Here is a 23,643-nt window from a genome sequence, read left to right as displayed (position 1 = left end):
AAAACCCACCGAGTGGTGGGTTAGTTATTCGTGTCGTTTATTGGCATCGTTCTGTGTAGGCCGGTGGTGGAGGCGTATCTTTCGAACTGAGGAAGTGATCACCAAGGGTGTAGTCGACGCCTTTTGAGAACATCCCCTTCGATTTCATTTTCAGCTCAACAAAGAAAGGATGGAACCCTGCATAGGCACCGAAACCGTTCTTTCCGTTAATTTCCCCGCAAACAACAGCATTAACATGACCGTCATCGGCATCTGTCATCTTCACGACTTTCACGTTACGGAATTGTGCGCTGTCAGGATCCAGTAGATTGGCGGACACTTCAGATTGTGCCAGCGAAATTGCCTTTTCCTCGCCCGGCTTACAGCCAGCCAGAACCAGTGGAATCACCAAAGCCAAAAGTATTTTTTTCACTCTTACCCCCTGAGTTTTATTGTCGAGCCATATTACGCCCGGTCAGGCGATTAAGGTACATCCATTATTAACTCAGGCCGCTTTCTTTGCTGATTTTTCGCGCTCAATCATTTCCTGCCAACGCCGATCGTCATCGTCCATAACAGCGTCATACTCTTCCCTGGTGAAGCCCTTCTGGTCAGGGTATTTGGCGTTAAGCATCATGGCGAATTCGGTCATGGTAAGGTTTTCAGCCTCTTCCCTGCCGATCCCAAAATGGTTTCGCGCCGCCATGATGTATTCAGTCGCATGAAACTCCGGTGTCGTTTCCTTGTTTTCGTGCTTCTGCAACTTACGAACCTTCGCTCGGCCGATTACACCATGCATGATCAGCGACTGAGCTATCAGAATCAGGTTCTCCGGCGGAAGCGCTCCGCGGCGCCATACAAACGTTCGCCGTCCAGTGCGTGATGGCTCATGCCAGCCTGTCAGCTCTGAAACGTCCTCGTCACAGCAGGACTGGATGACATTAATGGCCGAGAGAAGCGCCTCACGCACAAACGCGGCAGAGCCTGCTGCATCAAGTGCCCACCGAGGCATGGAAACATCGCCGAAGTAATGAGCGTAAAATCTGCGCTGATGCTCTGGTATCGCACTGTGAATCTCTCGCGCCGCTTCAAGCATCTTTGCCACATTGTCATTGAACAGCGAATAGAAGGTGCGGACGATATGCTCTGGCTCGCCGATCCGAGTCATGTTACGGAACGATGGGCGGAAGAAGTATTCACGGTCGCCAGCACCAATCAGGCACTCGCCAATTTCTTTCAAAGGGGTCATATCGCTCTCCATAACCAGTATCAAGGGCAGCACGCCGCCCTTTGTAGTGATTACGGTGCGGCAGTCACGTTAACTGCACAAGTGTCGGTGAAATCACCGTCAGCAGTGGTAGCCGTAATAGTCGCGGTGCCCTCGGCAACTGCTGTCACCAGGCCGGTTGAACTGACGGTGGCGATGGATGGATCCGAAGTCGTCCAGGTGATCGCTTTGTTAGTCGCATCTGTTGGCTGAACCGCGCCGCTCAGTTGCTGGGTTGCGCCAACGACCAGAGAAGCAGTTGCAGGAGTTACTTCAACGCCAGTGGCCGCGATGGAGTCAGCCACTTCAAACACAACGGTGTCGGCGTCGTAGACCTTCCACTCGCCGGAGAAGGTGGAGATATCGTTAGTACCGAAATCACCAGACCATGACGTGGTGTTCATGTAACCCTGGATGTAAGTACCGGCGTTCTCACCCGCAAAGTCGAACCGCACCCACAGGTTAGGCTGGCGGCCAGCCTGGACTTCGTCAAAGATATACTTCGACAGACGCCACGCGCCGATCTCGTTATCTTTATCAGACTTGCGAAACTCACCTTCGCCGGAGATCGTCAGATCCATGTTGTTGACCAGGTTCTCCACCAGCCCTTTAGCATCATCTGCCTCGGAGTTGATGGTGTTCATCGAATAGTCGATGCCCTTGGTCGTCATAGCGCCGAGACGCTTCCACTCGGAAAGCGCTGGCACTGCGTCGGGGCAGCCAAAGGCCATGCGTAGCACAGCTACTTTCCCGATCAGCTTGCCAAAATCATTAGCACAGCCTTGCATGTGTACCTCTCAAATAAAAAAGGCCGCCGGATGGCAGCCTGATGGGTTGGTGATGGGGTTATTCGCCGTAAACGCACATGAACTGGAGTCTGAAGACCAGGCGGCCCTCTTCGGTCAGGATAGGTGCTGGCATATTGCCGAGGTTTTGAATCAGGCCAAGGCATTCGTCGGTAATGTCGTTCTGTTCGACAAAATTAATGATTTCCTGTGCCTTCTCAGCGGCTGCGCGGCGCTTATCTTTGGCGGAGATGACATCCACCAGCACGTAGTGATCAGATCCGAGGTCATTTCGAATGTCGGTACCGCCGTTAGGCCTGAACACGATGAATGCGTCGGTTAACTTCTTTGTATCGTCCCATGCCAGCAGCTGAACGATGAAGCCAGTAGTAAGCCCGGCATCAACGAAATAGTTACGCACGCGCTCGTACATGGCTGGGGTCATGCTTTCAAGCCCTCTTTTTCAAAGAGAACAGTGATTTTCCCGCGCAGCTTCCGGGAGTAAACACTGAAAGGTTCTTTACGATGACGCCTTAGCGGATAAGGATGAAAACACAACACCCTCTTCTCTTCGTCAGCCCAAATTACGCGGCTAATTCTATTTCCATTAACGAAAATCTGGCGACGACCGCGGCCGTCTGCAAAATGGTGGAATGTCTCTCGTTTCATACTGAAAGCTCCTTGCGCATTACGGCATCAATCTGGCTGCGGGTGTCTTCAAAGCCTTTGGTGAGGAACTCTTTCTGCGCGGTGGCGCGACGGAAGGTTTGCGGCACATTCGGATCATGAACGAACACAGCGTAGTTGGCCGAGTACCCCACCCGCCCTGTCAGCCTAACGCCGTTGTTTATCAGCTCCCGATACTGGCTATTAAGCAGTGTTGAGGTGTCGATCGGCGTGTAAAGTGCGGCCTGTGAGCTGCCGATTATCATTGCTGACTGTAGCGCCCTGACGACCTTTCGCCCTTTCACGTCGTTTATGATGCGGTTGAGCCCGGCTTTCGACTGCTTAACACCGCGCACTTTGATGCCCATGGCTACACCCCCGTCAGGATGGCGTAATCATCCGCAAGGCGCTCGAACGTATCGGCATAGCGTATAACCTGCCGCACCTCGTCGGCACCGGCCACAACCGGGTCAGCTTCAGTAGACACGCCTATCAGCAGGTAATCACCTGCGGCCGCCAGCGCGAACTCCGTCCAGACGGTGTTCTTCACGACGATTTCGGCACCTAGGCTGGCTAACTTCTTGCTGAGCCCGCCTTCGTAATCACAGAGGATTTGCTCAGGTTCGGCATAGCCCAGCGGGTCGCCGTATTCGTCATTGCCTTCCAGCTTGCGCCAGATGGTCGCCGTGGCGGTATAGCTCCAGTTCGCTACCGATGACATCAGCCCTCCTTACAACTCAAAACAACCGTCACGTTTCCACACTGGCCTTTCAGTTGCTCACTGCGCTTAATGGGATTCGGTGGGATGTAAGAGTCCATGACGACTTCACCAACACGATAAAGTCGGCCGTTTTTCAGTAACCCGCCTCGCTTCATTCTTTCCACCTCAGCACTTTCGCGCCAGTCGCCCGAATGTGCGGACAGTTGATGAACCACTCACCATCCGATTTCACGTAGCCGGTAGTTTCCCGCCCGGTGTCGGTTTCAACCCATACGCGGGTGAGAGGCTTCGGCTTGCCTTCTGTTACTGATTTGTACTTCATCAGCAGCCCCCGACCACCATGAACAGGCCGACACTATTACCAGCGCTGATCGGTAACTCACCGGTGCATCCGCTGGTATCGAGACGGGCCAACGAGTCGCGCAGCCAGGTAATGCTGTCGTCACCATATTCAAACGAGCGGGACGCGCCAGACGGCGCACCCTGCGATTTGATGCGACGCGCGCCGGACGACGTAGCCATAAGCGCGGCGGCGTACATCAGGATCAGCTTCGAGGTGCAGTCGTCATACCCTGCGCCATCGAGGCACGGGATAATCTTGTTCACCACGCAGAGGATCGGATCCAGCAGCGCGCCCGGGATGGAGTAACCCAATTCACCGAGGAACGCCTGCACGTCTGCCACTGTGATTGGGTCAGCCATGGTTATTTCGCCTTTTTCGATTTAGCGGAGGTGTCAGCCTGCTCTGCGGTTTTATCGTCAGCGCTAGGCGTAGCAACTTCAAGCTCCTGCTCTTCAACTTCGCCCACCACCGATACGCGACCAGCGAAAGCCGGTGGAACGTCAATCGCAACAAACTCATGATCTACTGGAAGTTGCTGGAATACGCCGTTAATTGTTCCCCAGCAGCCAGTCTTCTCGACCTTTAACTTTTTCATGCTCTCTCCCGTAGAGAAGGGGCCGAAGCCCCCTTAACCCTGTGCGTTGAACACTTTAGAGCGACCGTTGAAATCGCGCTTGATTTGAAGACCGACAGCACTCCAGACCAGAGTGTTGTAGTTGTCGAACGGATTCTGACGCGGGATCATGAAGGTACCCACTGGCGCGGCGATGCGCGTCTTGATGTACTGCGAATTGCGTACGTAGGCAATGAAGTGGTTACCGGTCAGCTTAAAGGTCTGGTTGAACGACTCGATGCGGCCGTAGCGCAGAATGTATTCCAGCACCGTGCCTTCTTTGAAGCCGGCAGCATCTGAATATGGTCGGTTCAGGTTGCGCATAATGTCAGGCGATGCCCACAGCTTAACCTTCTCCTGCACGTAGTTATCATCCAGAAGTTTGGCGAACGGGCCGGTGAAGAATGCCACTGATTCATCAGGAGTTGAGGTGGTCAGGTCAATATTCAGACCGGATGCACTCAGATCCACCTGGTTGGTGTTGGCGTGGTTGGTGATACCTGCGCCAACATAGCCTTTCACCTTCACTTTCGCATCGCCTGACAACATGTAGTCAGCCATGTCTTCACGGATAGCCGCAACGTGCGCTTCCTGATCGTCAGCCATCGCATCGAGGTTTTCCGACTGCATGCCGTTCCACTCACGCCATTCACGGCTGTAGCCGGTGTTGAAGATCGGGATTGGGTCACCAGCTTCGTCGTAGATGACTTTATCCAGTTCTTCCGGAACGTGGCCCGTCAGTGTGCGATGAACCTTACCAGCATCACTGGAAACGCGATACAGCGCCGCAGTTTTACCGATAGAGATCGGCGTACCGAGACCGAGCAGATCATCCAGCAGGCCGTTGCCTTCGTCATTACGGAAGACTCGGGTGGTGATGTTGTCCACTTCACGCCAGTAGTCTTTGGAGATCAGCGCGGCCTGGTTAACTTCCAGTGCGCCGCCATACTGGGCGGAAATAGTGTTCTGGTTGATGTTGAAGGACTCACGCTGCATCAGCAGCTGATTCCACGCCTGCTTTACCTGGTTATATTCAGTAACCAGCTTTTTGTTGAATACGATCATGCTCATGCGGTTGCTTTCCCTGATTTGCGAACTTTCACGAGCTGAGCTTCAGCGCCAACGGTGATTTTTTCGCGTGAATAAAAGAGGACCTGGTCGGTGGCTGGTGTGGTTGACTTGGCCAGCGTGCCGTCACCGGCAGAAACCAGTCCTTCATTTTCCAGCAGCACTTCCCCGGCTTTGACGCGCATGTGGTAGTCAACATCGTCTTCACACATGATCGCCGCGCCAGTATCACCAGCGGGAACCGCGTCTCGGATATCGCCGCCGCCGATATAGTTGTGCTGCATGGCAAGCGCCACACCAGGGCCGCCAGCAGTGGCGTGATAAATGAATTGCCCACTTGCATCAAGTTCAACAAGAGAGCCAGGGAGAATGGCGACTTTGCAGATCGCCTCAATTACCTGAGGGTCATTCTTACGGGCCGGGCCCGCGATTACGGTATGGAAACGAGGTGCGAGAGCCATTATTCAGGTGCCTCCATGTTAAGGATTTCACTCTGAGTGCCATTCCCCTGGAATGCAGGGTTCAGACCGGTGCTGGTTTGGCACTGTGAGTACAGGTCGTTCAGCACGTCACCGGACAGGGAGTTAACCGCTGCTTCGGTCATGAACGAGAATTTCGCTTTAACCGCATCGCGCTTGGTCTTCAGTTCGCTTTCAGCGTTCGCCTGCAGTTGGGTTTCCAGCTTGCCCAACTTTTCATTCAGCGGGGTGAGCGCCGCATTAACGGCCGCGGTGATCACGTCAGAGTTAATTTGAGCCTGGCACGGGTCGCCGCCGCCATCTTTCTTCTGCATCTGCTGGTTGTAGGCATCCCAGACCTGATCGTCGGTCAGCCCCTCGGTTTTAACGCCTGCGGCATTGAGCGCGGCGATCATCTTCTCTTTCATCGGGTTTGTTTCTCCGTTGGTTTTGACTTCGTACTCAGTTGGTTTGCGCACGACTTCTACTGGATCGCCGACAAGCGTTACGACCTTGTCAGAGATGAGGTACTTCTGGTCGAAGAGCTTAGGCTTGGCGTTTTCGCCATCCTCTTCATAAACGAAATGGTCAGGCCAGACGCTGACGACGTAGCGCCACTTTTTGTCGTCCTGCTTGATGGAAATGCGCAGCGCCTGGTAGATGTCGTCGAATGACATCTCTGAAGCGTTGCTGATGAAGAACTTCACTTTGTTCCACCAGCCTTCTTTCATGCTGTTGGCGGCATCGATGAGGCTCGTCGTTTCAACATCAGCCTCTTGCCCGTCAGAGTTAACGAACATGCCGACACCCTCATCCGGCGTACCGGCACCTGGCTCGTCGAGCAGGATCGCGATGTGGTCGAACTGCATGTTGTGAGCAACCCAGGAGTATTTCTTCTGCTTAGACTCTCCTGCCTTTTGCTCTTTGTTCAGCAGCAGACCGGTAGAGACATGAATCGGGTCGGCGTTATTGCCGGAAATCATGTCGTCCAGGCGTTGGATAAGGCGTTTACCGTCAGGCTTGGTGTCTGCCACAGCCTTATTGACGTAAACGTCCATCACGACCTTGTCGTTGGCCTTGCTGACGTTCTGAGCCCATGCCCCCGCGTAGTAGTCATTGACCGCCTGCGGGTCGTTGGCGCTGACGTATTTGCCGTTCACCATCGGGTGGCCGATCGGCATTAACTTGCGCTCCATCGTCTGGTAGCTGTTGTTAATCTCCTCCGCCGGGTACAGCCCACCATTCATCACGATGTCATCGACGATCGGGACCGCACCACGAATGACGTAGTGTTCCTGGCCGTTGATGGTGGTCGTTGAGATGTTGGAGGCGTTGATGGCGAGGGATTTAACGTGGATGCTGGATAGCTTCACGTTGCGTCCTCATTGGTGGATTTCAGGCAATAAAAAACCCGCCGCAGCGGGTTTGATGAGCATGATATTTATTTACTGCACGTTTCCAGATGCCTTAAACAATTCGACAGCGCTTTTATATGCAGAAGCTTCGGCACTTTTCGACAATGAGGGAGAGTTCTCTTGAGAAAGAAAAATAGGAGCTAATTTATTTAGCTTCAATATTTCATTAGTCTCTACAGTCCTGCCGTCGTCACCCGAAATTTTGCACGTCACACGATAAGCAATCTCCATGTCTGTCTTGAATATTTCTTTCCACTCAAATTTAACATCTTTAATATTTTGGCTCATTTTTAATCCTCATATATATCAAGGATTATTATCGACATTCTTTTTCCAATCTTCACGTTCTTTTTTCAGCTTGTCCGCGAGCCCCTCGTTGAAGATGCTGCCGTCGTCGTTAAGCAGAACAGGAATCTGACCGCAATAGCAGTGATATTTGTTACCATCCCGCGAGTAAAATTCCCTGACCCAATCTGTCGTTTTTACCTTTCCGTGTTCAGAGGCGTGCCACCACCTGGTGGTCGGCTTAAGCGCTGACAGCCACAGCAGGCCGGTATTCAACCCAAGCCGGTCAGCGGCCCATTCCGTTTCGTTCCATTGTGCCTGGCGCAGCGCGCCGACCTGCTCAGTCTGAGCGATGGTCTTCGCCTTCGACATCGAAACGTCGAGTCGCTTGCTGATAACGCTGGCCGTCTCGCGAGGATTCACGCCGCGCGCTACCGCATCGGTGATGATGTTGGTCAAATCGCCTCGGGCAGTGTCGCTGATGACCTTCCAGTCACTGAACGTTGTCAGCCTGGCCGCCGCCACCTGATTAAGGTGACCGGGGCTGCTTAAAAGCTGTTGTAGCGTTGTCTGACTGGCGTACACCTGCGACTGCTGCGAGAGGTTGTTGAAGGCCTCCAGCGTTCCGCGCTGCGCTTCTGCGACGACGTAATCCATCGCCCACAGGTTCTGCTCGCCACCATCCAGCAGATGGTCATCGAGAATGGCCTGCACTGCCTCCAGCAGGTCAGCCAGTTCCTGCGCCGACATGTCGTAGATGAACTTGCCTGCGTTGACCTGGTAGAGCCGCATATCCTCGCCGTTATCGTGGCAGAGGAAGTGCCAGTTATGGCTGTTACCCTCACGCTCTCGCCCGGTCAGGCGCTGGTCGAACAGAGCTTTCAGCGCCACCTTTATCGCGTAATACCGGTCCTCAATGTCGCGCTCCATCTTGCTGACGGACTTGCGCGACATCGTGGGGTCAACTTTCGACCGTGGTATCACTGGACTTTTCGGCTTCTGACTGAGGGTCGGCCAGAGGATCAGGTTTTGGTTTGTTGCCATCAGGCGGAACCTCATCATCAAGCTCAGGCAGTGGTTGCAGTTCACCAGCAGCGCGGATCTCGTTCTCTTCGATAGCCGAGCGTCCAAACGCGTTTGTCGACTTAACGGCCACGTCCGCGAGTTTGTCCATGTTGGCAATCTTCTCTGCCTGGCTCGGCGCCAGCAGATCAGACCAGCCTACGGTGATTTCTTCATTCTGAGCCGGTGGAATAATGCCAAGCGTCCAGAATCGCGAAACCACGTCGGTGATTACGTCGGTCAGGAAGCCTTTCCGGCGGCTCATCCTGGTGCGCCCCCAACCTTTGGCATCCTCAGTGCTGGCGCGTTCACCCGTCTGCATCCCAACGAGCTCTTTCACAGGGATAGGAACGGTCGCGCAGAACTCGCTAAGCGCGGTACGCCATGTCGGCTCTGGGTCAGCTGCTGCCACACTCAACACCTCGGCGGTACCTGCCTGCATAAAGCTTGCACTGTCGGTGCTGTCGTTAAGGCGACGAACCTGCTGATCAAGCGCTTCAGCAAGCTGCCCCTCAGCAACGCCAAGGGCTTTGGCAAGTGCGGAGAAGTTCGTCTTCTCACTGAACGAGTAGTTGAGCTGGCGACTGGCGTTCTTCAGGAAGCCCTCAGACGCACCACCGCTAACTTTCTCTATGTCCAACAGCTTGTTGAATCCAGCCTCAAGCAGCGACTTGCCTGACGTCATCACGCCATCATCAGAGCCTTCAGCCAGGATGATTACGCGATCCGGGTGGACGTTGATGATTCTGCCCGGGCGGGCGTCAAAGTTTCCGTCAACCGGCAACTCTGTGAACGAATACATCGTCACTTCACCGAACGTTTCGCTGTCCGGATTATCGTCCCAGTTAACAGGGTCGATTTGCGCTTCCCACGCAGGAATTAGCTTAACGAGTGCCTTTTCCTGAAGCCTTCCCACGATGGTGGTGTCAACAGGTTCGTACCACTTCTTGCTGTCTTTAATCTGAAGCAGGATCGCAGAGTAACGCCCCACCAGGTTGCGACGGTCTGCGCCTTTAATCTGCTCCCAGCAGCGTTTCAGGAGCTTGTTGACACGCTTATCCCAAGCCGTTTGCTTCGATGCGTCCTTTGTCTGGTCACCCTCGTAAACATCAGGGTAGTCTTCCCAGCACCCGTCGAGCATACGCGTCACGGCGGCACCGGCCACGGCATTACGCCTGTACGCCCGGTAGAAGTCATCAAACGTGAGGTGCAGCGGGTAACCGAACTCCTGGTAGAGTCGCTGGCGTTTGGTATTACTGGTGCCGTTAAACAGCATTGAGAGGTTTTTATTACGCTCCCTCTCAACACTGGAGTTACTGGCGCGCTGTTGTTTCATTTCGCTTTCGGTCACGATGTCCTCCGTCAGCGCGATCGCACCAACATGCCGAGTGATTGTGGTTCTGATAGTTCGGTTAGTGCATAAACCGCAGCGTCGAGGCGGTCAGGTGATTTTTTCGCAGTGGATGGCACGTATTCCATGAACTGGTTTTCTACCTCGTAAAGGCTGCCGCGATGAGCGACGCGCCCCTGGGCATACAACGCAGAAATAGGCTCTGCGCGTGCATACTTGCCTTTACTGGCATGCACACGGATAACGCGGCCGGTAAACCCGGCGTTGCGGAGCGTGTCCTCTGCCATATCGCCGCCCTGGTTGGTTTCGATGACGATCGCATCAGCTTCGTGTTGCTCGTAGGCCTCTATGGCTTTGGTAGCCCAGCCGTTGGGTGAATACTTCCCGCTGTAATCCGCGTCGAGGCTGTATTGACGCTCATCGCCGCTGCCGTAAACACTGGCGACGGCAATGCCTGATTCGTCACTCTCTTCGCTGTTGGTAGCTTGCGGGTCGATTGCAACGACCGTACGGGCCAGTTCCTGGGTGATCCGCATCGCGTGTGCGGCGCTGATCATCTCCTCGTTCCACAGCGCCCCCTCCGCGTTGAAGCGTTTCGGGTTCTGCATGTACTGCGCTTCGGCGGTGCGCCGGTGAGAGAACAGGGATACGCGGTGCGATTCGTTGTGCTTAAACGGCCACAGCCAGCCATCAGGCAATCCGTGGTCAATCGGGATAGCGTGGGTGTTTTCCGGATAAGTTTCTTCGTAACTGCGGCTGCTATCGATGAGAACAGGCAGATTCAGATGATGCCACTTCTCACCACTCCCGCCCCGCAGCAGATAGCCACTCAGGTCGTGGTAGTGGATCCTCTGCATGATGACAATCATCGGCGTCGTCTCGATCGCCAGTCGTGATTTGATTGTCTCGTTAAAGCGGTTGTTTACCCCGTCGCGGACGATCTCCGAGTAAGCGTCATCTGGCTTAACCGGGTCATCGATAATCAGCGCGCCCTGCCAGCCTGGCTCCATGTGTCCGGCACGAAAGCCGGTAACCTGCCCGGCAGCTGACGACGCGTAGACGCCGCCACCGTGTTCGGTCCACCACATCGCCTTACTGTCAGCGTCATCGCGCAGCGCCATCGGCCACATTGACTGGTAGGCCTGCGACTTAATCATGCCGCGCGCGGTTGAGGAGTTCAGCAGCGCCAGGTTGTGCGAGTAGGACAGGTGCATAAAGCGAGCCCGGCAGTTCAGTGCCAGTCCGCGGCCCATCATGTTGATGGTAGCCAGCTCCGTTTTCGTGTACCCAGGCGGGACGTTGATGATCAGGCGCTGAATCTCACCATCAATGACGCGGTCCAGCGTCTGCTGAATCACCTTGTGGTGCGGCGCGACAATCATCTTGCCGCCAGTACGTTGCTTGAAGAAGTATCGAGCGTAGTAAAGCCCGTCCTCTTCGCACTCAATCTTGCGGGCGTAAGCCTTTTGCTCAGCAGTCGTCATCCTCCAACATCTCCCGCCGGGCAGCCTTATACTCTTCTTTGGTCAGTGTAGCCATTTCGATTGGCCCACCATTCTTGCCTGTATGCTCATGGGTGGCCTGCTCTTTGAAAGCCATCACATCTATGTGCTTCCCAAGCAGTTCGAGGTTTTTGACTTTATCCGGCCACTTAATTTTCTTGAGAAGCCCGACCATCTCACGCTCCTCACCACGGCCTTCAAACATCTCAGCCACATCGAAGCCGCTCAAATATCTCCGCCAGGATGAAGGCCACTCGCTTACTGGCCTCAGACTCATGTCGTCTTTGAGGATGTCCAGCACGTCCATCTGGTCAATCTCAACGAGACGATTCAGGACGTATGTCGCATTTATACCAACCAGATCATTGCGTTGCGCTTTAAGTTCGGCAATTCTGGACTGGATGTCAGGTTTTGACAGGTTTTCGGACGCGGTGCGGTTAGCTGTCTTTGCGCTGTACCCCGCCCGAATAGCCGCTTGCGTGGCGTTTAAATCGATGAGGTACTCGCGACAGAACATTTCTTGCTTGTCGGTGAGTGCCATGTTTATTCCAAGTTAAAAGGAGTTTATATGTCTACAGAATCACTTCTTGATGCGATGCTAAAACATGATCGTTTTCATAATCAAAATGCGATGGTTCCAGGAATAGCCCAAAGAGCAGTTGATAATGGGTACGACAGCCTAACCGCAAAGCAACAGGCTGTTTTAGACCCTTTCTTAACCGAGAAATGTGATGGAGTAACCAACCCGGGAGGACATCATAACGACTGCCAAGTCATCCTTGAGGGTGACGATCTCGAAAGTGCTATTGAAAATGAAATGTATTATGGAGGGCTGCTATGCCCTTCATGCGTCGACGAGAAGGAGCATTACAAGGCTGAATGGGAAAGAATTCAGCGCGAGTAATTCATAACCATTTTTATATTTGGCGGCCTGATCTATCAGCGTGGTCGCCTCTGTTTCGGCTAATCTGCCATCTCGTTTAACAGTTCGGTCTGCTCTGCCGGTACTGGCGTGAACTGCACACGCTTCACGTCGTCAGGAGCGAAGTAAAGCCACTCGCCCGTCTCGGTCGCCAGCGGCACAAAGCCGTTCACCAGCTCAGGCTGACGTCGTGACATCTTGCCCGTGAAGGTTTCGCCTGTTTGGGTGGTCAGGGTGATTTGGTAGATGCTGGACATGATTTAGCCCTTCAGGTTGAAGCCATTAAAAAAGCCACTAGGATGGAGTGGCCTTTGTGATGGCAATCAAAGCCCTGCCAACTAAGGGGATGAGGGCTACGCCGTCAATAATGATTCATGAAATGAGCTTTGCATTCTTCATCACATGCAACTGGGTTAAGCGGACCCAACCGTAAATAGCCGTTGATTACTATCCATGTCGGGCAGTTGCCGTACTTTTCAGTAGAGACCTCCTGTTGGGCATGAATTACAGCGTAGAAATCTGCCGCAGGGAAATCTTGAAAAATATCGTACTTATATTTTTCCCCATCTGAACTCTCGAAAATAAGCGTAGAAATAAGCTTAGCGTACTTCATGATGCCTCCTTTTTTGTGAAGGATCAGATTATTACTTAAGCCATTATTTTAAAAGCATTATCGAAGCCCCTCAGTGAAGAGCTTCTGTAACGACCTACTTATTTTCGGTCTGCTTATCCCATTCCTCGCGGAACTTGGATGGGTTGTCGAAACCTTCACTGCACTGGTTAGTTTTCATCACTTTGCCCCAGATTCTTTTGTTTTCTGGCAGTTCACCTGCCACGCTTTGTTATGCGCCAGGATGTCTTTCTTCGTCTGGCGGTCCAGAACATCCCAGTCGTGATCCGTTCCGTATATGGGTTTAACCCAGTCGCAAGCCGTGTCCACTACTTCAACCTTTACGGGTCCAGTTGTCCCGCAGCTCGCGATCAACATCGTCATCAGGCATGCGGTTAACATTCTGCTGTACATTGCTGGCCTCTTTCGTTGCTTCTACCCGGCGTTTGGCTACTGCTTCAGCGGATGCGGCCTTTTCTTCTGTGCGCTGCCGGTCTGATTTTTCTTCAGCCTGTTCACGCCCGCGAAAACGGCCCAGACCAAAGGCACCAAGCACCATCAGGATCGCAACCCCGATTGCCGCCAGTACAGATTTGAGTGTCGTCATAGGCTCACCCGCTCGCGCATCCAGCCATAAACGAATGACTCGTTAGCCGGCCGCTGTTCTGCCAGCTCAAGATAACGCTGGCCCTGGCTACAGTTCAGTGCGCGAAGCAATACGATTTCCCCTTCGCCGCCTCGTTTCTCCAGGAAGGACTTTAGCGCGCTGATGCTACGTGGGCCGATTTGCCCGTCGGCGATCAGATCCGGATAGAAATGCTGCTGGTTATTGAAAACGTTCAGCCAGCGCTGGAACCATTTAACCTGCACCGATGGCCCCATGTTCACACCGGTATCGCAAAGTTCGGCGGCAATAGAAGGGGATACTTCTGCCACCTGGTCAAAGCGCGGGCCATACCAGTAATCAGACTCAAGGATCGCCAGAGCCTGCTCACGTGTAAGGTTTCGCATATCACCGGTATAACCATGCGCGCGGGCAGTTGCCTGAGTAATTCCCCAGTTCGTTGGTCCGCCCTTATCGTTCGGGTGATCAACATAACCGCCCTCTTTGCCGAGGATGGTGTTAAAGATATCGTCTTTGGTCATGGCTATTCCGTTATAACGACCTTCGCCAGGTTCCCGCGCGCCAGCCACACCGCCATGCAGATGACGGAGTTAAGCAGCAGATCGCCGAGGTTAACCTGAACGTAGTGGCCGAGCAGAATGTTGAAGGCATTGAATCCTGCGGCAAGGATGACCAGATAGGCCAGTACCGCGACACTCAGGCGATGACGCTTTCCCTCCTTCCTGAAAAACATCAGCCTGACCATGATTAACAGGCAAACTATGGCGTTTGCATCCATCAGAAGAAGCTGCCATGTCATTTATCTTCCTCCCCCAGCCCCGGCATCTTCCCGCTTTTGGATTTGCGGAGAATACGCAGCAGGACTGCCACGGAAATGGAAGCAGTGACAATTGCACCGACAGCTGGCGATACCTCAATGCTGGCCGGTGGCTTCATCAGGCTTAACGGCGTGTTGATGATTCCGGCCATGATTTTCGCCATGGGTACGGAGAAGAACACGCCACTGATAAACGATATCAGCGCAAAGATAGCCTGCTTCCAGAGTTGATGGGGATCTGAGGTCAGAACGTATAGCGCCGTTCCGGCGAGTGATCCGAGCATCACTGCTGGAGTCGCCTCCGGAAACAGCGTGGCAAAGGTTACACCGACTGATGACGATGTAAGACCAACGCCTACGATAGTGAAGGTCTCAGACATATTTATTCCGTGTGTAGTTGGTTCAGGCCCTCGGGACGATTTAACAATTAGGCGTGTCGATGATGGTTCCCGGAGCCTGGAATAAAAAACCTGGCGACAAGCCAGGAAGATGAGGGTAAGGCAATGCCGGCTCTCTGGCCGAAGGGTCCCAGGTAGTGGGTTTGGTTTGTGGTGGCCGGTGCTGATCTCCGGCTTGCTGCGACTGCCTACAGCGGGCTACGTGGCCACACCGAATCCAGCGAAAGATTCTTGCCCTTGCGCATCAGCCTGCGCATTCACCACAACGGACAGAGCACTCATGACTCGCATCATGTGGCGCAACCCCATGGCAGGGAGTCGAACCCTACAAATGCTCTTTCCTGTTGCGCACTCCGTTTCGTGGAGCGGACGGCATAACGTATTCGCGAATTCAGTTATGCACCTGATGCAAGATAAAGCCGCCGCGATGACGACTTGTTTTGCTGATGGCTCGCCTGGCTGGATTCGAACCAGCGACCAACCGCTTAGAAGGCGGTTGCTCTTTCCTCTGAGCTACAGGCAATAAAAAAGGCCGCCTAAGCGACCTGTTTGTTAAGTTGTACTTCACCACATTTTGAGACCACGCAAAAAGCCTCTGAAGCCTTCAGCATGTCTCCTGTAATGCGATGTGCACTCATCGATAACATCATGGGCTGTTACAAAACGAAGTGATTTACTACCGACTTCTTTATGCGCCTTGTCTATGACGTTGAATATTCGAACACTAAAAGCATCATCCACCTTTTTTATTTCGTAACGATAGGTGATGTTGTTAGTGCCGCCAACATAAAGCTGGAAGTTCTTCATGATGAGGACCCTCTGTTTTTAACTGAAGGCCACATTTTACATAAGTAAAAAATGATTTTTAACTTTTAACGGCCACTTGGTTTACAGAAAGCACAAAAAACAAAGCCCCGCACGATGGCGGGGCTCTCAATTCTTTGTCGACCTACGAAGCTATGGCGACGATATCAGATTTACATGAAATATATGCGTTTCAGTTCGGTTTTGCAAGACTTACATCTAAATTTGTCGCCTTTTGTTGTGAACGTGATCGCGTTACTGAGATAAGCGCACCGCTATCGAGTCGCTTAAAGCTGTTACGCATAGCCAGCCAGTGAGGCAAATACGTTTCTGTCCAGGTGGATTTCGCAACGCCCGCCAGCTCCGCCAGCGCCTGGTATTCGTAAGTCTCACGGCCAGCCAGCTCCGCTTTGACGTCCTGAGCCGCCAGCCAAATTAGCTTCTTCAGGCGATCCATCGTCTTGCCGGCCACTTTCTTCGTGCCGAGCTGTTCCCGGAACTCTGACCAGGCCCATTGGGTGATCGCCACCTGGTGCTCAAAGCTAACGTTCTCGCTGTAGTTCCACAGCAGCCAAGCTTTCTGGTGGTCCTCCAGCGACAGGACAGCGCGGCGCCAAGATGCTGTCACGAACTCAACCGGCCCCACCAGAGCGATCGATGAGCCCTTGCCGCGCGACTGGCTGCCGCTCATTGGCGGGCCGTCCGGGTTGACCATGCGCTGCTTATCCTTGTCGAATACCTTTTTCCGGCCCCGACTACGCGCCGTCGCGGTGAACTGTGCATTCTCGGCGAAAGCTACCAGCTGCCCTTTCGTAGCACCGCTCAGATCTGCGGTCGCCACAATGAGCTGCTGACGTACGTATTCCAGTTGCTGACTGTTCATGCGGCTTCCTTCTGTGACTGATTGGTTTTGTTCTGGCTGTGGTTTGCTACTGGCTGCAGGTTGGCGCGCTTAACGCTCTCGGCCTGGTACCGAATAATCTGGTCACGTGTCATTCGTCCACCCTCTCGTTCTGCCAGAGAGGAAGTGGTGACTTATCCCCGGCGCGGCGTATGCGGGACTTGGCGTTCTTCTCAATCTGAATGAGCTTCTCGATATTCTGACGGCGCTGCTTTTCTTCCCGGCGGAGATATTTCACGCTCTCCATGTAGCGAGACTCCTGGTCGCAGAGCGTCATAAGGAAGTCAAAAGGCTCGATCAGCGTTTCGCACTTCCGGCACCGTAAGGTCCGGTCTTTTTCGTTCACCCAAACAGTGGAGTGCAGGCACATTACCTTCTGACCTTCGCGCTGAATGACCAGCCCATCCTGCAGGTCGTTATTCTTTGACGGGAAAGCGACAACCTTGCCCAGTTCAATTTCGGTTTCTGTGCTCATGCGGCCTCCCGCTGTTTCAATGCTTTGAGCTTGGCTCGGTACTCATCGCGGATCCGTATGAAGTCTTCACGGCGGTAGTTGGTCATTTCGTGGGGGCCGTTGAGCCAGTCGACGTATTTCTGGCCGTAACGAGCGACTAGGCCAGCTTCGTATTGCTGCGCTACCGTGGCCTCTTTGGCGGTGTACTTGCCGGCACCGGCATTACAGGATTTGCACTGCTTATGGGCGTTGCGTTCTTCAAAGCGCAGCTCAGGGTTGGCGCCGACCGTTTTGAAGTGGCCGCAGTCCCACTGGCCACCGTGCAGATCGGGTGGATTGGTCTCTCCGCAGCTGATGCATGGCAAATCAGCATCACGCGCCCGGATGTAGGCGTTGAAAGCTTGCTGAGCCTGCGCCTTGTAGTACCCGGAAGGCCGTAGCTCTGCCAGCCGCTCCTTGCGGCGTTTGCGCCCGGCCTTCTCAGCCTCTTTTTGCTCCTTGATGCGCTTGGCAGCGGCTTTCACCTTCTCCTTCTCGCGTTCTTCCATTGCGAGGATTGCGCCGTGCTCCGGGCTGCACCAGCGGATCCGGATATCGTGAAATTTCGGCACGAAGTATTCACCACATACTTTGCACTTACGGCGGGATGGTTTACGCATGTTTCCTCCGTGCCGCGAGACGCAGCCATTTCTGATCCACCAGACGGGCGGTATAGTCTTTCAGTGTCGGGATGTCGGACGGCTTAACCGCGGCCTTGCGCTGGCGGCGCGCCGGGACGCGGAATATTTCGTTGGTGATGACGCGGGAAAGTGGAGTAGACATCAGGCCTCCTGCTTATCGCGCAGCTGTTGGTACTCGCAGCTCTGCGGGATGGTCAGGTGGCAGCCGATATTCATCGCCCAGGCTTCGACTTTGCACAGGAAGATGTACATTTCGCCGGTTTCCAGCTCTGACGTGTGGCGGAGGGATTGGACGGTGGTGACCTCGCCGGACACGACATCTACACGGTCTTTGCTTTCGTAGCCGAGATAGGTGTGCTTCATCGCGTCTTTGACCCACTCAGGCGTAGCGAAGGTCTTACCGCGGGCGATGAGGTACTCGCTGATTTCCGTGTACCACATGTGGCTGAGCGCGTTCTGTGACAGGCTGCGCTTCTCTCGCCACGGCTTAACCTGCAGGCGGAAGCACTGCCCGGCATCCAGCAATGGCTGAATCTGCTGGCCGATGGCCGCGAAGTTGCCTCGATGGAGTTTGATTCCGTCAACTGGCAGAGTCATACGGCCTCCTTGACGGAAACCGCAGAATGCAGAAAATCGCAGGTGCATTTCTGCATCTGTGACAAGGTGAGGAGTTCAGATTGTGGTCGCATTTAAGTCCCCTTAAATGCGCAGAAGTCACCGGAGTTGTTCAGGCTCCGATGACATGATTATGGCGGGTTGATTATGGAAAATCAAAGTTAATCTTGATCTGCGGCCTCTACCCTTGTGGATTTAAAAATCCCTTTGCTTGCTAATTTATTAATGAGGAAAAAAGCACAGAAATTGGACAGCGCATAAGAAATTGCGACTAAGCGAGCGCTCATTCTTTGCTTATCTGGAGTTGCAAAAGGCAACTCCCTCAAAAACTGGAGGCTCTTGATCCCATCAACAAAAAGTGGAGTTATAGATGACAAATTCATCGCGTCATAAAAATTAACCAATTCAGGCGTAATGTTACTCAGCAATCTCTCTATCTTATCTACATCCTCTGTTGTCATAACCCTCTGTATATCGTGCGCATATTGATTCCTTAAAGAATTGATGGCGGACATGACATCAGCCAGAGGAACCGGTAGACCAAGTGCTACGCATAACTCAAGTTTAGGTGCGAAATACTTTCTTGATGCATAAACATACTTGCTAGTTTCTGGGTCGCGTACATTATCGATGTAAACAACAAGAAAGTTTTCGAGTATGAGCGATAATTTAGTAAGAACAGCAGTCTCATCATTAACACTCAGCAGAGGGGCATAATGTTTTGGATCTAAGAAGAACCCAAAGTCATGATTGATTTTAACGTTATATGCATATTGCTCACTCACTTAACTTCCTCCTGTTTTAAATATCTAGGGTCAGATGCCTTAGGCAGGGTGATACTCATTTCACGGTAATATCGCAAACGCTCAAGGAAGTAATCCCGCAAATGCTCTGGCTGCTCGCGCATCACCACCTCAGCGATAACCGGCATATTCAGACGTTCTTTGTACGCGACTCCGGAGGCTGCCAGGTCAACGTTAACCTTATCGCGATCTTCCTGCGGCTTTGCAGCAATGTTCCAGTCAGACATCAGTCAGCAGTCCTCCCTCTCTTCTTTCTGGTCTCATAAGGAGATCTAAAACCATCAACAGATTCAACCTCTCCAGCATCAAACCGTTTCGCATTTGCAATTTGTGATTTCCTCCAGAACTTTTTATGTCTTTTCATTGAAGCTTTATATTTTTCTGCTGGAGTCATTTCTTCGTTAGACATAAAACCCCCTCGGTTATTTGAGGGGATTATAGATCACTTCTGCTGCGGTGATGCCGCTATCATCCGGCGATACACATCGTAAGTTCCGAATTGTTCATCACCAGCCTCAAGCATTTCATGGGTGGGTTCTTCTGGCACCATCACCCAACCATCCGGAATCACCGGAGAGTTGCCATCGGCACCCTGAAGCATGGCGGCGCGCACGGTTCTGGCGATGCGTTCGCGCAGCTGCTGCGTGCCGTGGTACTCAACAGCGATGTCGCGCAGCTCATTTACCAGCTCACGAATCTGGTGGTCTTTCATTGATACCGGCGCTGGCGGGGCGGAGTAAAAATACTCATCCTCAATTCCCTCAACGGGTTTTGAGAAGCCGATAAAATTACCGTAATGCCAAGGATAAGGGCCGTATGGCTCAACGGTCACACGACGCCAGCGGTGAATCGCAGGCTCCGCTTCGAGCGATGCCAGCGCGATACGCGCCAGCTCTCGCACAACTTCCGGTGGTGCGTAACGATCATTCAAGTCATCCCATAAACGGAGCATGCTGTCGCTTTCGGGGTGAACATCCTCGTTTGTTCCGGCCAGTGCGGTAATAACCTCATCGGCTGCTTCAATGATTTTCTGCGCCTGCTCTTTGGTAATAGTGCTCATGGGTTAGCCCCTCTCAACGTCGAGCATTTCGTCGTAGTCATATTCGGTTTCAGAGCCATCAGTTCCGAACAGGGTAACGGTGTCATCCTCCATCCAGAATGATTTGACCGTGTAGCGCTTACCGTGAGAAGTGATAACCACATCGCCAGGTTCAACGTCTTCGGCGCTTATCTGCAGTTTGTCGATGTTGCTCATTGGGCGGCCTCCTGGCGGATTTCATTCGCAAAATCAGCTGCGTCATCTGCTCTTTGACGATACTTCAGGCGAGATGAATCGCTGATGCTAATTCCTGGGTCTATTTCGTTTGCAATGGCGTACCAGGCCTTTGCCAACCGCTCCACACCCTGAGCCCGAACCTCAGCCAGGAAAGCGTCGGTGTCCGGGGTTTTTAGACCATCACGCAGCTTCTTGTACGCGCTTAGCATTGCCAGCTCTGGCACCTCATCAGAGCCAGCCTGATAAATATCAAGCGCCTCCATCATCAGCTTACTGAATGGTGCTGGCTCCGATTTTTTCAGAAGTGCATTCTCCGCAGCCAGCGCCGCGCATCTGGCTTCAAGTGCGGCGTAGTCTTCGTAATCGACCATATCGCCTTCAGCGCTCTCTACCACGTCGCAATGGCACGAATGCTCATCACAGGCCACCCACTCATAACGTTTCACTCTCATACCTCTACCCTCCCCCAAACCATCAATACTCGCTTCATTGCCGCGCTGTTGCGGCACTCCTGAAATATTCCGTTGGTGCAGCTGCGCGCGGTGCCGTCCTGCTCTTCCGGCGTCGCCAGGCGATAAGTCACCGTTCTCCAGACCTTGCTCACGCGCACAATCTTCCGAGCCCGCTCCAGATCGATAGCGTTCTTCGTGATGCAGTTGATGGTCATGCCGCACTCTGTGGCCACATCCTTCGCGGTGAAGGTCCGGTGCGTTTCGAGATAACGCAGAATTGCCTGTTTGCCTTTCATCAGAAGCCCCCTTTCTTTTTCGGCTGCTGCTCGCGCCCGCGGCGTTCTGCGGCGGCGGCCTGCTGGTCTGTGTCGTAAATTGCCCCGTTAATCTGATTGCAATACACCGTGCCGGTACTGCCGTGGCGGTTGAGTCGCAGGATTAACTCGGTTTCTCCCGGCGGCACGCTGTCATCGAAAGCACCTTCCCGGTGGATGCCAACCCAGTAGTCGCAGTCCTGCTCAATCTGTCCTGTGTCGCGGGAATCACTCGGCAACGGGCGTTTATTCACTCGCTTCTCCAGTTCGCGGTTGAGCTGGGTCAGCAGCACGACGACGCAGCCAAGCTCTTTGGCGAGGTTCTTCAACCCTTTGGTGATCATGCCGTAGGCCAGGTCATTACGGTCGGCTTTTTCGGCGGTCATCAGCGTCAGGTAGTCAACCAGAATCATGCCTACACAGCCCTTCTCGCGTTTGATTCGTCGGCTTTCGCTAACGATGTTAGCCAGTGACAGGCCAGGAGTATCGTCGATGTACAGCATGTCGATTTCACTCAATCGCCCGGCTGTGGCGATCGCCTTCTTAAAGTCGCCGTCGTAATCGCCCTGGTACTGGTCATCGGCGTCATCCGTGGCGGGCATGTAAAAAATGCTCGGGTTTACGCCGGACTTCTGCCCAACAAGCTTTTCGAGGATCTGGTCGCTGGGCATTTCCAGGCTAAACATCAGCGCTGGCTTTTTCTCGCGAATCGCGCAGTTGATTGCCATCTGCCCGTAAAGGGTTGTCTTGCCCATCTTTGGCCTTGCGCCAATCACGAACAGAGAGCCTTTAACCAGACCTTTCGGTGCCAGCAGTCGATCGAGCGACGGGATACCGGTACTCATGCCGCGCTGTTCGCCTGAAGGGTCAAAGCGTTTCTCCAGATCTGCTACCCAGTCATCCATAACCTCGCCAAACGATCTCAACCCACGGCGACTGCCGGTTTTTGAATGGTCTGCGAGTTGGGTGAAAATACCCTGAATGGCCTCGTACTTCTGCGTAGCGCTCATGCCGTTACGGGAATACAGCAGCTCGGTAGCTTCGGTCAGGCGGTTGATACCGTAGCGCTCCATTGCGGCTTCCCGGACTGATGCTGCGTATGCCACGATGTTTGCAGCGCTTGGAGTGTTCTTGGCGATCTCCGCCAGGTAAGCAAAGCCACCTACCTGCTCCGCGAGCCCTTTGCCTTCAAGCGCGTCGAACAGTGTCAGACCATCGACTGGCTTGTTGTCGCGGAACATCTGGCGCATCTCGGCAAAGATCAGCTGGTGAGGTCGGCTGTAGAACGACTCAGGCTTGAGCATCGCCAGAACCTTCTGGACTCGCTCGCTGTTGTCATCATCCAGCAGCAGGCCACCGATAACGCTCTGCTCTGCTTCGAGGTTATGAGGTACAGCCATGAATTCAGCGGTCATCACGATCCCCCTCGCGCACTTCGATGTAGAGCTTTTCGGTCAGGAACTTATCGAATTTCATGCGGCGCCAGGTCTTCCCGGATTTCTGGTCTGGTCGGTCTTCAAGCATCCAGCGGCAGTTCTGAGCGATGTAGCGCAGATAGCTTCTGAAACCGTCCATATCCATCGGCTTTCCGTCCAGGTTGCGGGCAATCTTGTTAGCCTTACCCCAGAAGGTGCGGATCAGAATGCGTCGCTCATCAGTGAGGCATCTCCATCCCCGAGCTTCAGGCAGTTCGTCTTTCAGGCATTGCCATACTTCATCGCATGACAAACGGGACTTTTTCTCTTCAGCGGGTTTCTGGTCATTTGCGACATACTTACTACCGTTAGGTAGTAAGTTATTTAATATATTGTTATCTGTGGACACCGGCTGGACATCGACTGGACACTCCGCCTCCGCAGGCATTGATATAACTGCGTTTGCGCTGGACAACGGCTGGACATCGGCTGGACAAAAATTTGACTGATATTCGTCATATTTGACCACTTTTAGAACGGTAAAACGGTTGTTCGATTTGGTGGTGATCATGCCCAGGTTCTGGAATTTACGGAGCAGTGATTTAACGCGATCAGCGGTCAAACCCGTTTCCATTGCCAGTGTGTTACGACCGGTAATGAACTCTCCGCGTTCGCAGATCACATCGCCAACATCAGTCGAAACCATTGTCTGTTCGTGATTAGCGCGCAGGAGCAGGTGAACCCATAAATGAGCCGCCTCAGCGTCCTTGTAGAACGGCACATCCATAATTTTACGGTGCAGCAAGGCAAACCCCTTACCGTCATTCGTGCGCGGTTTCTGGAGCCTTCTGGCCTCTCTGGCTTCGGCTAAATTGGATACGTTACCCACGGCCACTCTCCTTACGTTTCAGTTCTTCCAGAATGGCGCGCATCTTCTCTGCCACAATCGGATTAACCGAGCGGATGAAGCGGTCGCGGGTTATGTTTTTATGTACAGCGGTATGGTAATAGCGTGGATTTTTTGCCATTATTCCTCCTGCAA

General features: G+C 53.3%; 41 protein-coding genes and 1 tRNA gene. 1 reads left to right on the top strand and 41 read right to left on the bottom strand.

All coding sequences use genetic code 11. The features are described from left to right. Positions 1-37 precede the first annotated feature (37 nt). From DD597_RS17305 to DD597_RS17220, 18 genes are all read right to left on the bottom strand, one after another. Positions 38-412 (bottom strand): membrane lipoprotein lipid attachment site-containing protein, encoded by a 375-nt coding sequence (locus DD597_RS17305; RefSeq protein WP_032619448.1) that lies wholly within the window; start codon positions 410-412, stop codon positions 38-40. A gap of 72 nt (positions 413-484) precedes the next feature. Then, on the bottom strand, positions 485-1,228 hold the full coding sequence (locus DD597_RS17300; RefSeq protein ID WP_129256445.1) for a DUF6246 family protein: 744 nt from the start codon (positions 1,226-1,228) through the stop codon (positions 485-487). A 50-nt stretch (positions 1,229-1,278) separates the two neighbouring features. Beyond that, positions 1,279-2,034, bottom strand: a complete 756-nt coding sequence (locus DD597_RS17295) for an Ig-like domain-containing protein (protein ID WP_063137383.1) — start codon at positions 2,032-2,034, stop codon at positions 1,279-1,281. A 58-nt stretch (positions 2,035-2,092) separates the two neighbouring features. Continuing rightward, positions 2,093-2,476: a hypothetical protein gene (locus tag DD597_RS17290; protein ID WP_129256444.1), complete on the bottom strand. Its 384-nt coding sequence runs from the start codon at positions 2,474-2,476 to the stop codon at positions 2,093-2,095. Next, positions 2,473-2,700: a hypothetical protein gene (locus DD597_RS17285; RefSeq protein ID WP_129256443.1), complete on the bottom strand. Its 228-nt coding sequence runs from the start codon at positions 2,698-2,700 to the stop codon at positions 2,473-2,475. Before DD597_RS17285 ends, DD597_RS17290 begins: the two co-directional genes overlap by 4 nt. Continuing rightward, positions 2,697-3,065 carry an HK97 gp10 family phage protein gene (locus DD597_RS17280; RefSeq protein ID WP_129256442.1) on the bottom strand — a complete coding sequence of 123 codons (369 nt, stop codon included), beginning with the start codon at positions 3,063-3,065 and terminating at the stop codon, positions 2,697-2,699. The genes DD597_RS17285 and DD597_RS17280 overlap by 4 nt, the downstream gene beginning before the upstream one ends. 2 nt (positions 3,066-3,067) lie before the next feature. Next, complete coding sequence (locus DD597_RS17275) at positions 3,068-3,418, bottom strand: hypothetical protein (protein ID WP_006808949.1); 351 nt, start codon at positions 3,416-3,418, stop codon at positions 3,068-3,070. Between the two features lie 151 nt (positions 3,419-3,569). Then, the gene (locus tag DD597_RS17270; RefSeq protein ID WP_129256441.1) at positions 3,570-3,740 is read right to left on the bottom strand and encodes a 50S ribosomal protein L13; all 171 of its coding nucleotides are present in this window, start codon (positions 3,738-3,740) and stop codon (positions 3,570-3,572) included. Then, positions 3,740-4,120, bottom strand: a complete 381-nt coding sequence (locus DD597_RS17265; protein WP_097339127.1) for a hypothetical protein — start codon at positions 4,118-4,120, stop codon at positions 3,740-3,742. The genes DD597_RS17270 and DD597_RS17265 overlap by 1 nt, the downstream gene beginning before the upstream one ends. A 2-nt stretch (positions 4,121-4,122) precedes the next feature. After that, complete coding sequence (locus DD597_RS17260) at positions 4,123-4,356, bottom strand: hypothetical protein (protein ID WP_129256440.1); 234 nt, start codon at positions 4,354-4,356, stop codon at positions 4,123-4,125. Positions 4,357-4,389: 33 nt separating this feature from the next. Further along, positions 4,390-5,445 (bottom strand): major capsid protein, encoded by a 1,056-nt coding sequence (locus DD597_RS17255; protein ID WP_097339128.1) that lies wholly within the window; start codon positions 5,443-5,445, stop codon positions 4,390-4,392. Then, positions 5,442-5,903 (bottom strand): hypothetical protein, encoded by a 462-nt coding sequence (locus DD597_RS17250; RefSeq protein WP_015571555.1) that lies wholly within the window; start codon positions 5,901-5,903, stop codon positions 5,442-5,444. Before DD597_RS17250 ends, DD597_RS17255 begins: the two co-directional genes overlap by 4 nt. Next, positions 5,903-7,273 (bottom strand): DUF2213 domain-containing protein, encoded by a 1,371-nt coding sequence (locus DD597_RS17245; RefSeq protein WP_097339130.1) that lies wholly within the window; start codon positions 7,271-7,273, stop codon positions 5,903-5,905. The genes DD597_RS17250 and DD597_RS17245 overlap by 1 nt, the downstream gene beginning before the upstream one ends. Positions 7,274-7,345: 72 nt before the next feature. Further along, the gene (locus DD597_RS17240) at positions 7,346-7,603 is read right to left on the bottom strand and encodes a hypothetical protein (protein WP_097339131.1); all 258 of its coding nucleotides are present in this window, start codon (positions 7,601-7,603) and stop codon (positions 7,346-7,348) included. A gap of 18 nt (positions 7,604-7,621) precedes the next feature. Beyond that, a complete protein-coding gene (locus DD597_RS17235) occupies positions 7,622-8,626 on the bottom strand; it encodes a phage minor head protein (protein WP_129256459.1) in 1,005 nt (334 codons plus the stop codon). Continuing rightward, the gene (locus tag DD597_RS17230; RefSeq protein WP_129256439.1) at positions 8,562-10,013 is read right to left on the bottom strand and encodes an anti-CBASS protein Acb1 family protein; all 1,452 of its coding nucleotides are present in this window, start codon (positions 10,011-10,013) and stop codon (positions 8,562-8,564) included. The genes DD597_RS17235 and DD597_RS17230 overlap by 65 nt, the downstream gene beginning before the upstream one ends. Before the next feature lie 11 nt (positions 10,014-10,024). After that, positions 10,025-11,497 (bottom strand): DNA-packaging protein, encoded by a 1,473-nt coding sequence (locus tag DD597_RS17225; protein WP_129256438.1) that lies wholly within the window; start codon positions 11,495-11,497, stop codon positions 10,025-10,027. Continuing rightward, entirely contained in the window at positions 11,484-12,056 is a 573-nt protein-coding gene (locus tag DD597_RS17220) for a terminase small subunit (RefSeq protein ID WP_015571553.1), read from the bottom strand. Before DD597_RS17220 ends, DD597_RS17225 begins: the two co-directional genes overlap by 14 nt. A gap of 27 nt (positions 12,057-12,083) precedes the next feature. Here DD597_RS17220 and DD597_RS17215 point away from each other — a divergent pair, with 27 nt between their 5' ends. Next, on the top strand, positions 12,084-12,419 hold the full coding sequence (locus DD597_RS17215) for a hypothetical protein (RefSeq protein WP_022651103.1): 336 nt from the start codon (positions 12,084-12,086) through the stop codon (positions 12,417-12,419). A 59-nt stretch (positions 12,420-12,478) separates the two neighbouring features. On the opposite strand, the gene DD597_RS17210 is transcribed toward DD597_RS17215, so the two are convergent. From DD597_RS17210 to DD597_RS24895, 23 genes are all read right to left on the bottom strand, one after another. Continuing rightward, on the bottom strand, positions 12,479-12,694 hold the full coding sequence (locus DD597_RS17210; protein WP_022651102.1) for a hypothetical protein: 216 nt from the start codon (positions 12,692-12,694) through the stop codon (positions 12,479-12,481). 104 nt (positions 12,695-12,798) lie between these two features. Continuing rightward, positions 12,799-13,050, bottom strand: a complete 252-nt coding sequence (locus DD597_RS17205; RefSeq protein ID WP_022651101.1) for a hypothetical protein — start codon at positions 13,048-13,050, stop codon at positions 12,799-12,801. Positions 13,051-13,381: 331 nt separating this feature from the next. After that, positions 13,382-13,654 (bottom strand): hypothetical protein, encoded by a 273-nt coding sequence (locus tag DD597_RS17195; protein ID WP_022651100.1) that lies wholly within the window; start codon positions 13,652-13,654, stop codon positions 13,382-13,384. Beyond that, on the bottom strand, positions 13,651-14,193 hold the full coding sequence (locus tag DD597_RS17190) for a glycoside hydrolase family 108 protein (RefSeq protein WP_022651099.1): 543 nt from the start codon (positions 14,191-14,193) through the stop codon (positions 13,651-13,653). Before DD597_RS17190 ends, DD597_RS17195 begins: the two co-directional genes overlap by 4 nt. A gap of 2 nt (positions 14,194-14,195) precedes the next feature. Next, on the bottom strand, positions 14,196-14,471 hold the full coding sequence (locus tag DD597_RS17185) for a phage holin family protein (protein WP_001514184.1): 276 nt from the start codon (positions 14,469-14,471) through the stop codon (positions 14,196-14,198). After that, entirely contained in the window at positions 14,468-14,869 is a 402-nt protein-coding gene (locus tag DD597_RS17180; protein WP_001514183.1) for a putative holin, read from the bottom strand. Before DD597_RS17180 ends, DD597_RS17185 begins: the two co-directional genes overlap by 4 nt. A gap of 465 nt (positions 14,870-15,334) precedes the next feature. Beyond that, positions 15,335-15,410: transfer RNA gene (locus DD597_RS17175), tRNA-Arg, on the bottom strand. Positions 15,411-15,451: 41 nt separating this feature from the next. Next, positions 15,452-15,694 (bottom strand): hypothetical protein, encoded by a 243-nt coding sequence (locus DD597_RS17170; protein WP_063407865.1) that lies wholly within the window; start codon positions 15,692-15,694, stop codon positions 15,452-15,454. A 190-nt stretch (positions 15,695-15,884) separates the two neighbouring features. Continuing rightward, positions 15,885-16,574, bottom strand: a complete 690-nt coding sequence (locus DD597_RS17165; RefSeq protein ID WP_129256437.1) for a bacteriophage antitermination protein Q — start codon at positions 16,572-16,574, stop codon at positions 15,885-15,887. Between the two features lie 109 nt (positions 16,575-16,683). Beyond that, a complete protein-coding gene (locus tag DD597_RS17155; RefSeq protein ID WP_129256435.1) occupies positions 16,684-17,067 on the bottom strand; it encodes a hypothetical protein in 384 nt (127 codons plus the stop codon). Further along, positions 17,064-17,705, bottom strand: a complete 642-nt coding sequence (locus tag DD597_RS17150) for a recombination protein NinG (RefSeq protein WP_129256434.1) — start codon at positions 17,703-17,705, stop codon at positions 17,064-17,066. The genes DD597_RS17155 and DD597_RS17150 overlap by 4 nt, the downstream gene beginning before the upstream one ends. Next, a complete protein-coding gene (locus tag DD597_RS17145; protein WP_129256433.1) occupies positions 17,698-17,868 on the bottom strand; it encodes a NinE family protein in 171 nt (56 codons plus the stop codon). Before DD597_RS17145 ends, DD597_RS17150 begins: the two co-directional genes overlap by 8 nt. Beyond that, positions 17,868-18,323, bottom strand: coding sequence for a YbcN family protein (locus DD597_RS17140; RefSeq protein ID WP_032104836.1), 456 nt, complete (start codon positions 18,321-18,323; stop codon positions 17,868-17,870). Before DD597_RS17140 ends, DD597_RS17145 begins: the two co-directional genes overlap by 1 nt. A 179-nt stretch (positions 18,324-18,502) precedes the next feature. Next, positions 18,503-19,126, bottom strand: a complete 624-nt coding sequence (locus DD597_RS17135) for a hypothetical protein (protein WP_129256432.1) — start codon at positions 19,124-19,126, stop codon at positions 18,503-18,505. Beyond that, positions 19,123-19,371 (bottom strand): DNA polymerase III subunit theta, encoded by a 249-nt coding sequence (locus DD597_RS17130; RefSeq protein WP_129256431.1) that lies wholly within the window; start codon positions 19,369-19,371, stop codon positions 19,123-19,125. Before DD597_RS17130 ends, DD597_RS17135 begins: the two co-directional genes overlap by 4 nt. Further along, the gene (locus tag DD597_RS17125; protein ID WP_006808975.1) at positions 19,371-19,553 is read right to left on the bottom strand and encodes a hypothetical protein; all 183 of its coding nucleotides are present in this window, start codon (positions 19,551-19,553) and stop codon (positions 19,371-19,373) included. The genes DD597_RS17130 and DD597_RS17125 overlap by 1 nt, the downstream gene beginning before the upstream one ends. Before the next feature lie 33 nt (positions 19,554-19,586). Beyond that, a complete protein-coding gene (locus DD597_RS25210; RefSeq protein WP_232969534.1) occupies positions 19,587-20,204 on the bottom strand; it encodes a hypothetical protein in 618 nt (205 codons plus the stop codon). Positions 20,205-20,207: 3 nt separating this feature from the next. Continuing rightward, positions 20,208-20,399, bottom strand: a complete 192-nt coding sequence (locus tag DD597_RS17110) for a hypothetical protein (RefSeq protein WP_129256430.1) — start codon at positions 20,397-20,399, stop codon at positions 20,208-20,210. Further along, positions 20,396-20,872 (bottom strand): hypothetical protein, encoded by a 477-nt coding sequence (locus DD597_RS17105; protein ID WP_232969533.1) that lies wholly within the window; start codon positions 20,870-20,872, stop codon positions 20,396-20,398. Before DD597_RS17105 ends, DD597_RS17110 begins: the two co-directional genes overlap by 4 nt. Continuing rightward, positions 20,869-21,168: a protein ren gene (locus tag DD597_RS17100; protein WP_129256429.1), complete on the bottom strand. Its 300-nt coding sequence runs from the start codon at positions 21,166-21,168 to the stop codon at positions 20,869-20,871. Before DD597_RS17100 ends, DD597_RS17105 begins: the two co-directional genes overlap by 4 nt. Further along, positions 21,168-22,601 (bottom strand): DnaB-like helicase C-terminal domain-containing protein, encoded by a 1,434-nt coding sequence (locus DD597_RS17095; RefSeq protein WP_129256428.1) that lies wholly within the window; start codon positions 22,599-22,601, stop codon positions 21,168-21,170. The genes DD597_RS17100 and DD597_RS17095 overlap by 1 nt, the downstream gene beginning before the upstream one ends. Beyond that, positions 22,591-23,490, bottom strand: coding sequence for a DNA replication protein (locus tag DD597_RS17090; RefSeq protein WP_129256427.1), 900 nt, complete (start codon positions 23,488-23,490; stop codon positions 22,591-22,593). The genes DD597_RS17095 and DD597_RS17090 overlap by 11 nt, the downstream gene beginning before the upstream one ends. Next, positions 23,483-23,629, bottom strand: coding sequence for a hypothetical protein (locus tag DD597_RS24895; RefSeq protein WP_015571544.1), 147 nt, complete (start codon positions 23,627-23,629; stop codon positions 23,483-23,485). The genes DD597_RS17090 and DD597_RS24895 overlap by 8 nt, the downstream gene beginning before the upstream one ends. Positions 23,630-23,643 lie beyond the last annotated feature (14 nt).

The sequence above is a fragment of the Enterobacter cloacae complex sp. 677-3DZ2D5B genome (assembly GCF_004136695.1).
Taxonomy (GTDB): Bacteria; Pseudomonadota; Gammaproteobacteria; order Enterobacterales; family Enterobacteriaceae; genus Enterobacter; species Enterobacter hormaechei_C.
Note: the sequence above shows the minus strand (reverse complement) of the source record. Positions and strands in the feature narration are given on the sequence as shown.

Coding starts and splice junctions, on each gene's coding strand:
- DD597_RS17300 (WP_129256445.1), bottom strand. CDS start 1,228: ATGACCCCTTTGAAAGAAATTGGCGAGTGCCTGATTGGTGCTGGCGAC.
- DD597_RS17100 (WP_129256429.1), bottom strand. CDS start 21,168: ATGAAAGGCAAACAGGCAATTCTGCGTTATCTCGAAACGCACCGGACC.
- DD597_RS17220 (WP_015571553.1), bottom strand. CDS start 12,056: ATGGCACTCACCGACAAGCAAGAAATGTTCTGTCGCGAGTACCTCATC.
- DD597_RS17225 (WP_129256438.1), bottom strand. CDS start 11,497: ATGACGACTGCTGAGCAAAAGGCTTACGCCCGCAAGATTGAGTGCGAA.
- DD597_RS17295 (WP_063137383.1), bottom strand. CDS start 2,034: ATGCAAGGCTGTGCTAATGATTTTGGCAAGCTGATCGGGAAAGTAGCT.
- DD597_RS17255 (WP_097339128.1), bottom strand. CDS start 5,445: ATGAGCATGATCGTATTCAACAAAAAGCTGGTTACTGAATATAACCAG.
- DD597_RS17145 (WP_129256433.1), bottom strand. CDS start 17,868: ATGTCTACTCCACTTTCCCGCGTCATCACCAACGAAATATTCCGCGTC.
- DD597_RS17275 (WP_006808949.1), bottom strand. CDS start 3,418: ATGTCATCGGTAGCGAACTGGAGCTATACCGCCACGGCGACCATCTGG.
- DD597_RS17140 (WP_032104836.1), bottom strand. CDS start 18,323: ATGACTCTGCCAGTTGACGGAATCAAACTCCATCGAGGCAACTTCGCG.
- DD597_RS17210 (WP_022651102.1), bottom strand. CDS start 12,694: ATGTCCAGCATCTACCAAATCACCCTGACCACCCAAACAGGCGAAACC.
- DD597_RS17285 (WP_129256443.1), bottom strand. CDS start 2,700: ATGAAACGAGAGACATTCCACCATTTTGCAGACGGCCGCGGTCGTCGC.
- DD597_RS17170 (WP_063407865.1), bottom strand. CDS start 15,694: ATGAAGAACTTCCAGCTTTATGTTGGCGGCACTAACAACATCACCTAT.
- DD597_RS17215 (WP_022651103.1), top strand. CDS start 12,084: ATGTCTACAGAATCACTTCTTGATGCGATGCTAAAACATGATCGTTTT.
- DD597_RS17190 (WP_022651099.1), bottom strand. CDS start 14,193: ATGACCAAAGACGATATCTTTAACACCATCCTCGGCAAAGAGGGCGGT.
- DD597_RS17195 (WP_022651100.1), bottom strand. CDS start 13,654: ATGACGACACTCAAATCTGTACTGGCGGCAATCGGGGTTGCGATCCTG.
- DD597_RS17165 (WP_129256437.1), bottom strand. CDS start 16,574: ATGAACAGTCAGCAACTGGAATACGTACGTCAGCAGCTCATTGTGGCG.
- DD597_RS17185 (WP_001514184.1), bottom strand. CDS start 14,471: ATGACATGGCAGCTTCTTCTGATGGATGCAAACGCCATAGTTTGCCTG.
- DD597_RS17250 (WP_015571555.1), bottom strand. CDS start 5,903: ATGGCTCTCGCACCTCGTTTCCATACCGTAATCGCGGGCCCGGCCCGT.
- DD597_RS17240 (WP_097339131.1), bottom strand. CDS start 7,603: ATGAGCCAAAATATTAAAGATGTTAAATTTGAGTGGAAAGAAATATTC.
- DD597_RS17290 (WP_129256444.1), bottom strand. CDS start 2,476: ATGACCCCAGCCATGTACGAGCGCGTGCGTAACTATTTCGTTGATGCC.
- DD597_RS17265 (WP_097339127.1), bottom strand. CDS start 4,120: ATGGCTGACCCAATCACAGTGGCAGACGTGCAGGCGTTCCTCGGTGAA.
- DD597_RS17150 (WP_129256434.1), bottom strand. CDS start 17,705: ATGCGTAAACCATCCCGCCGTAAGTGCAAAGTATGTGGTGAATACTTC.
- DD597_RS17110 (WP_129256430.1), bottom strand. CDS start 20,399: ATGAGCAACATCGACAAACTGCAGATAAGCGCCGAAGACGTTGAACCT.
- DD597_RS17105 (WP_232969533.1), bottom strand. CDS start 20,872: ATGAGAGTGAAACGTTATGAGTGGGTGGCCTGTGATGAGCATTCGTGC.
- DD597_RS17155 (WP_129256435.1), bottom strand. CDS start 17,067: ATGAGCACAGAAACCGAAATTGAACTGGGCAAGGTTGTCGCTTTCCCG.
- DD597_RS17205 (WP_022651101.1), bottom strand. CDS start 13,050: ATGAAGTACGCTAAGCTTATTTCTACGCTTATTTTCGAGAGTTCAGAT.
- DD597_RS17130 (WP_129256431.1), bottom strand. CDS start 19,371: ATGTCTGACTGGAACATTGCTGCAAAGCCGCAGGAAGATCGCGATAAG.
- DD597_RS17280 (WP_129256442.1), bottom strand. CDS start 3,065: ATGGGCATCAAAGTGCGCGGTGTTAAGCAGTCGAAAGCCGGGCTCAAC.
- DD597_RS17260 (WP_129256440.1), bottom strand. CDS start 4,356: ATGAAAAAGTTAAAGGTCGAGAAGACTGGCTGCTGGGGAACAATTAAC.
- DD597_RS17180 (WP_001514183.1), bottom strand. CDS start 14,869: ATGTCTGAGACCTTCACTATCGTAGGCGTTGGTCTTACATCGTCATCA.
- DD597_RS17095 (WP_129256428.1), bottom strand. CDS start 22,601: ATGACCGCTGAATTCATGGCTGTACCTCATAACCTCGAAGCAGAGCAG.
- DD597_RS17270 (WP_129256441.1), bottom strand. CDS start 3,740: ATGAAGTACAAATCAGTAACAGAAGGCAAGCCGAAGCCTCTCACCCGC.
- DD597_RS25210 (WP_232969534.1), bottom strand. CDS start 20,204: ATGAGCACTATTACCAAAGAGCAGGCGCAGAAAATCATTGAAGCAGCC.
- DD597_RS24895 (WP_015571544.1), bottom strand. CDS start 23,629: ATGGCAAAAAATCCACGCTATTACCATACCGCTGTACATAAAAACATA.
- DD597_RS17125 (WP_006808975.1), bottom strand. CDS start 19,553: ATGTCTAACGAAGAAATGACTCCAGCAGAAAAATATAAAGCTTCAATG.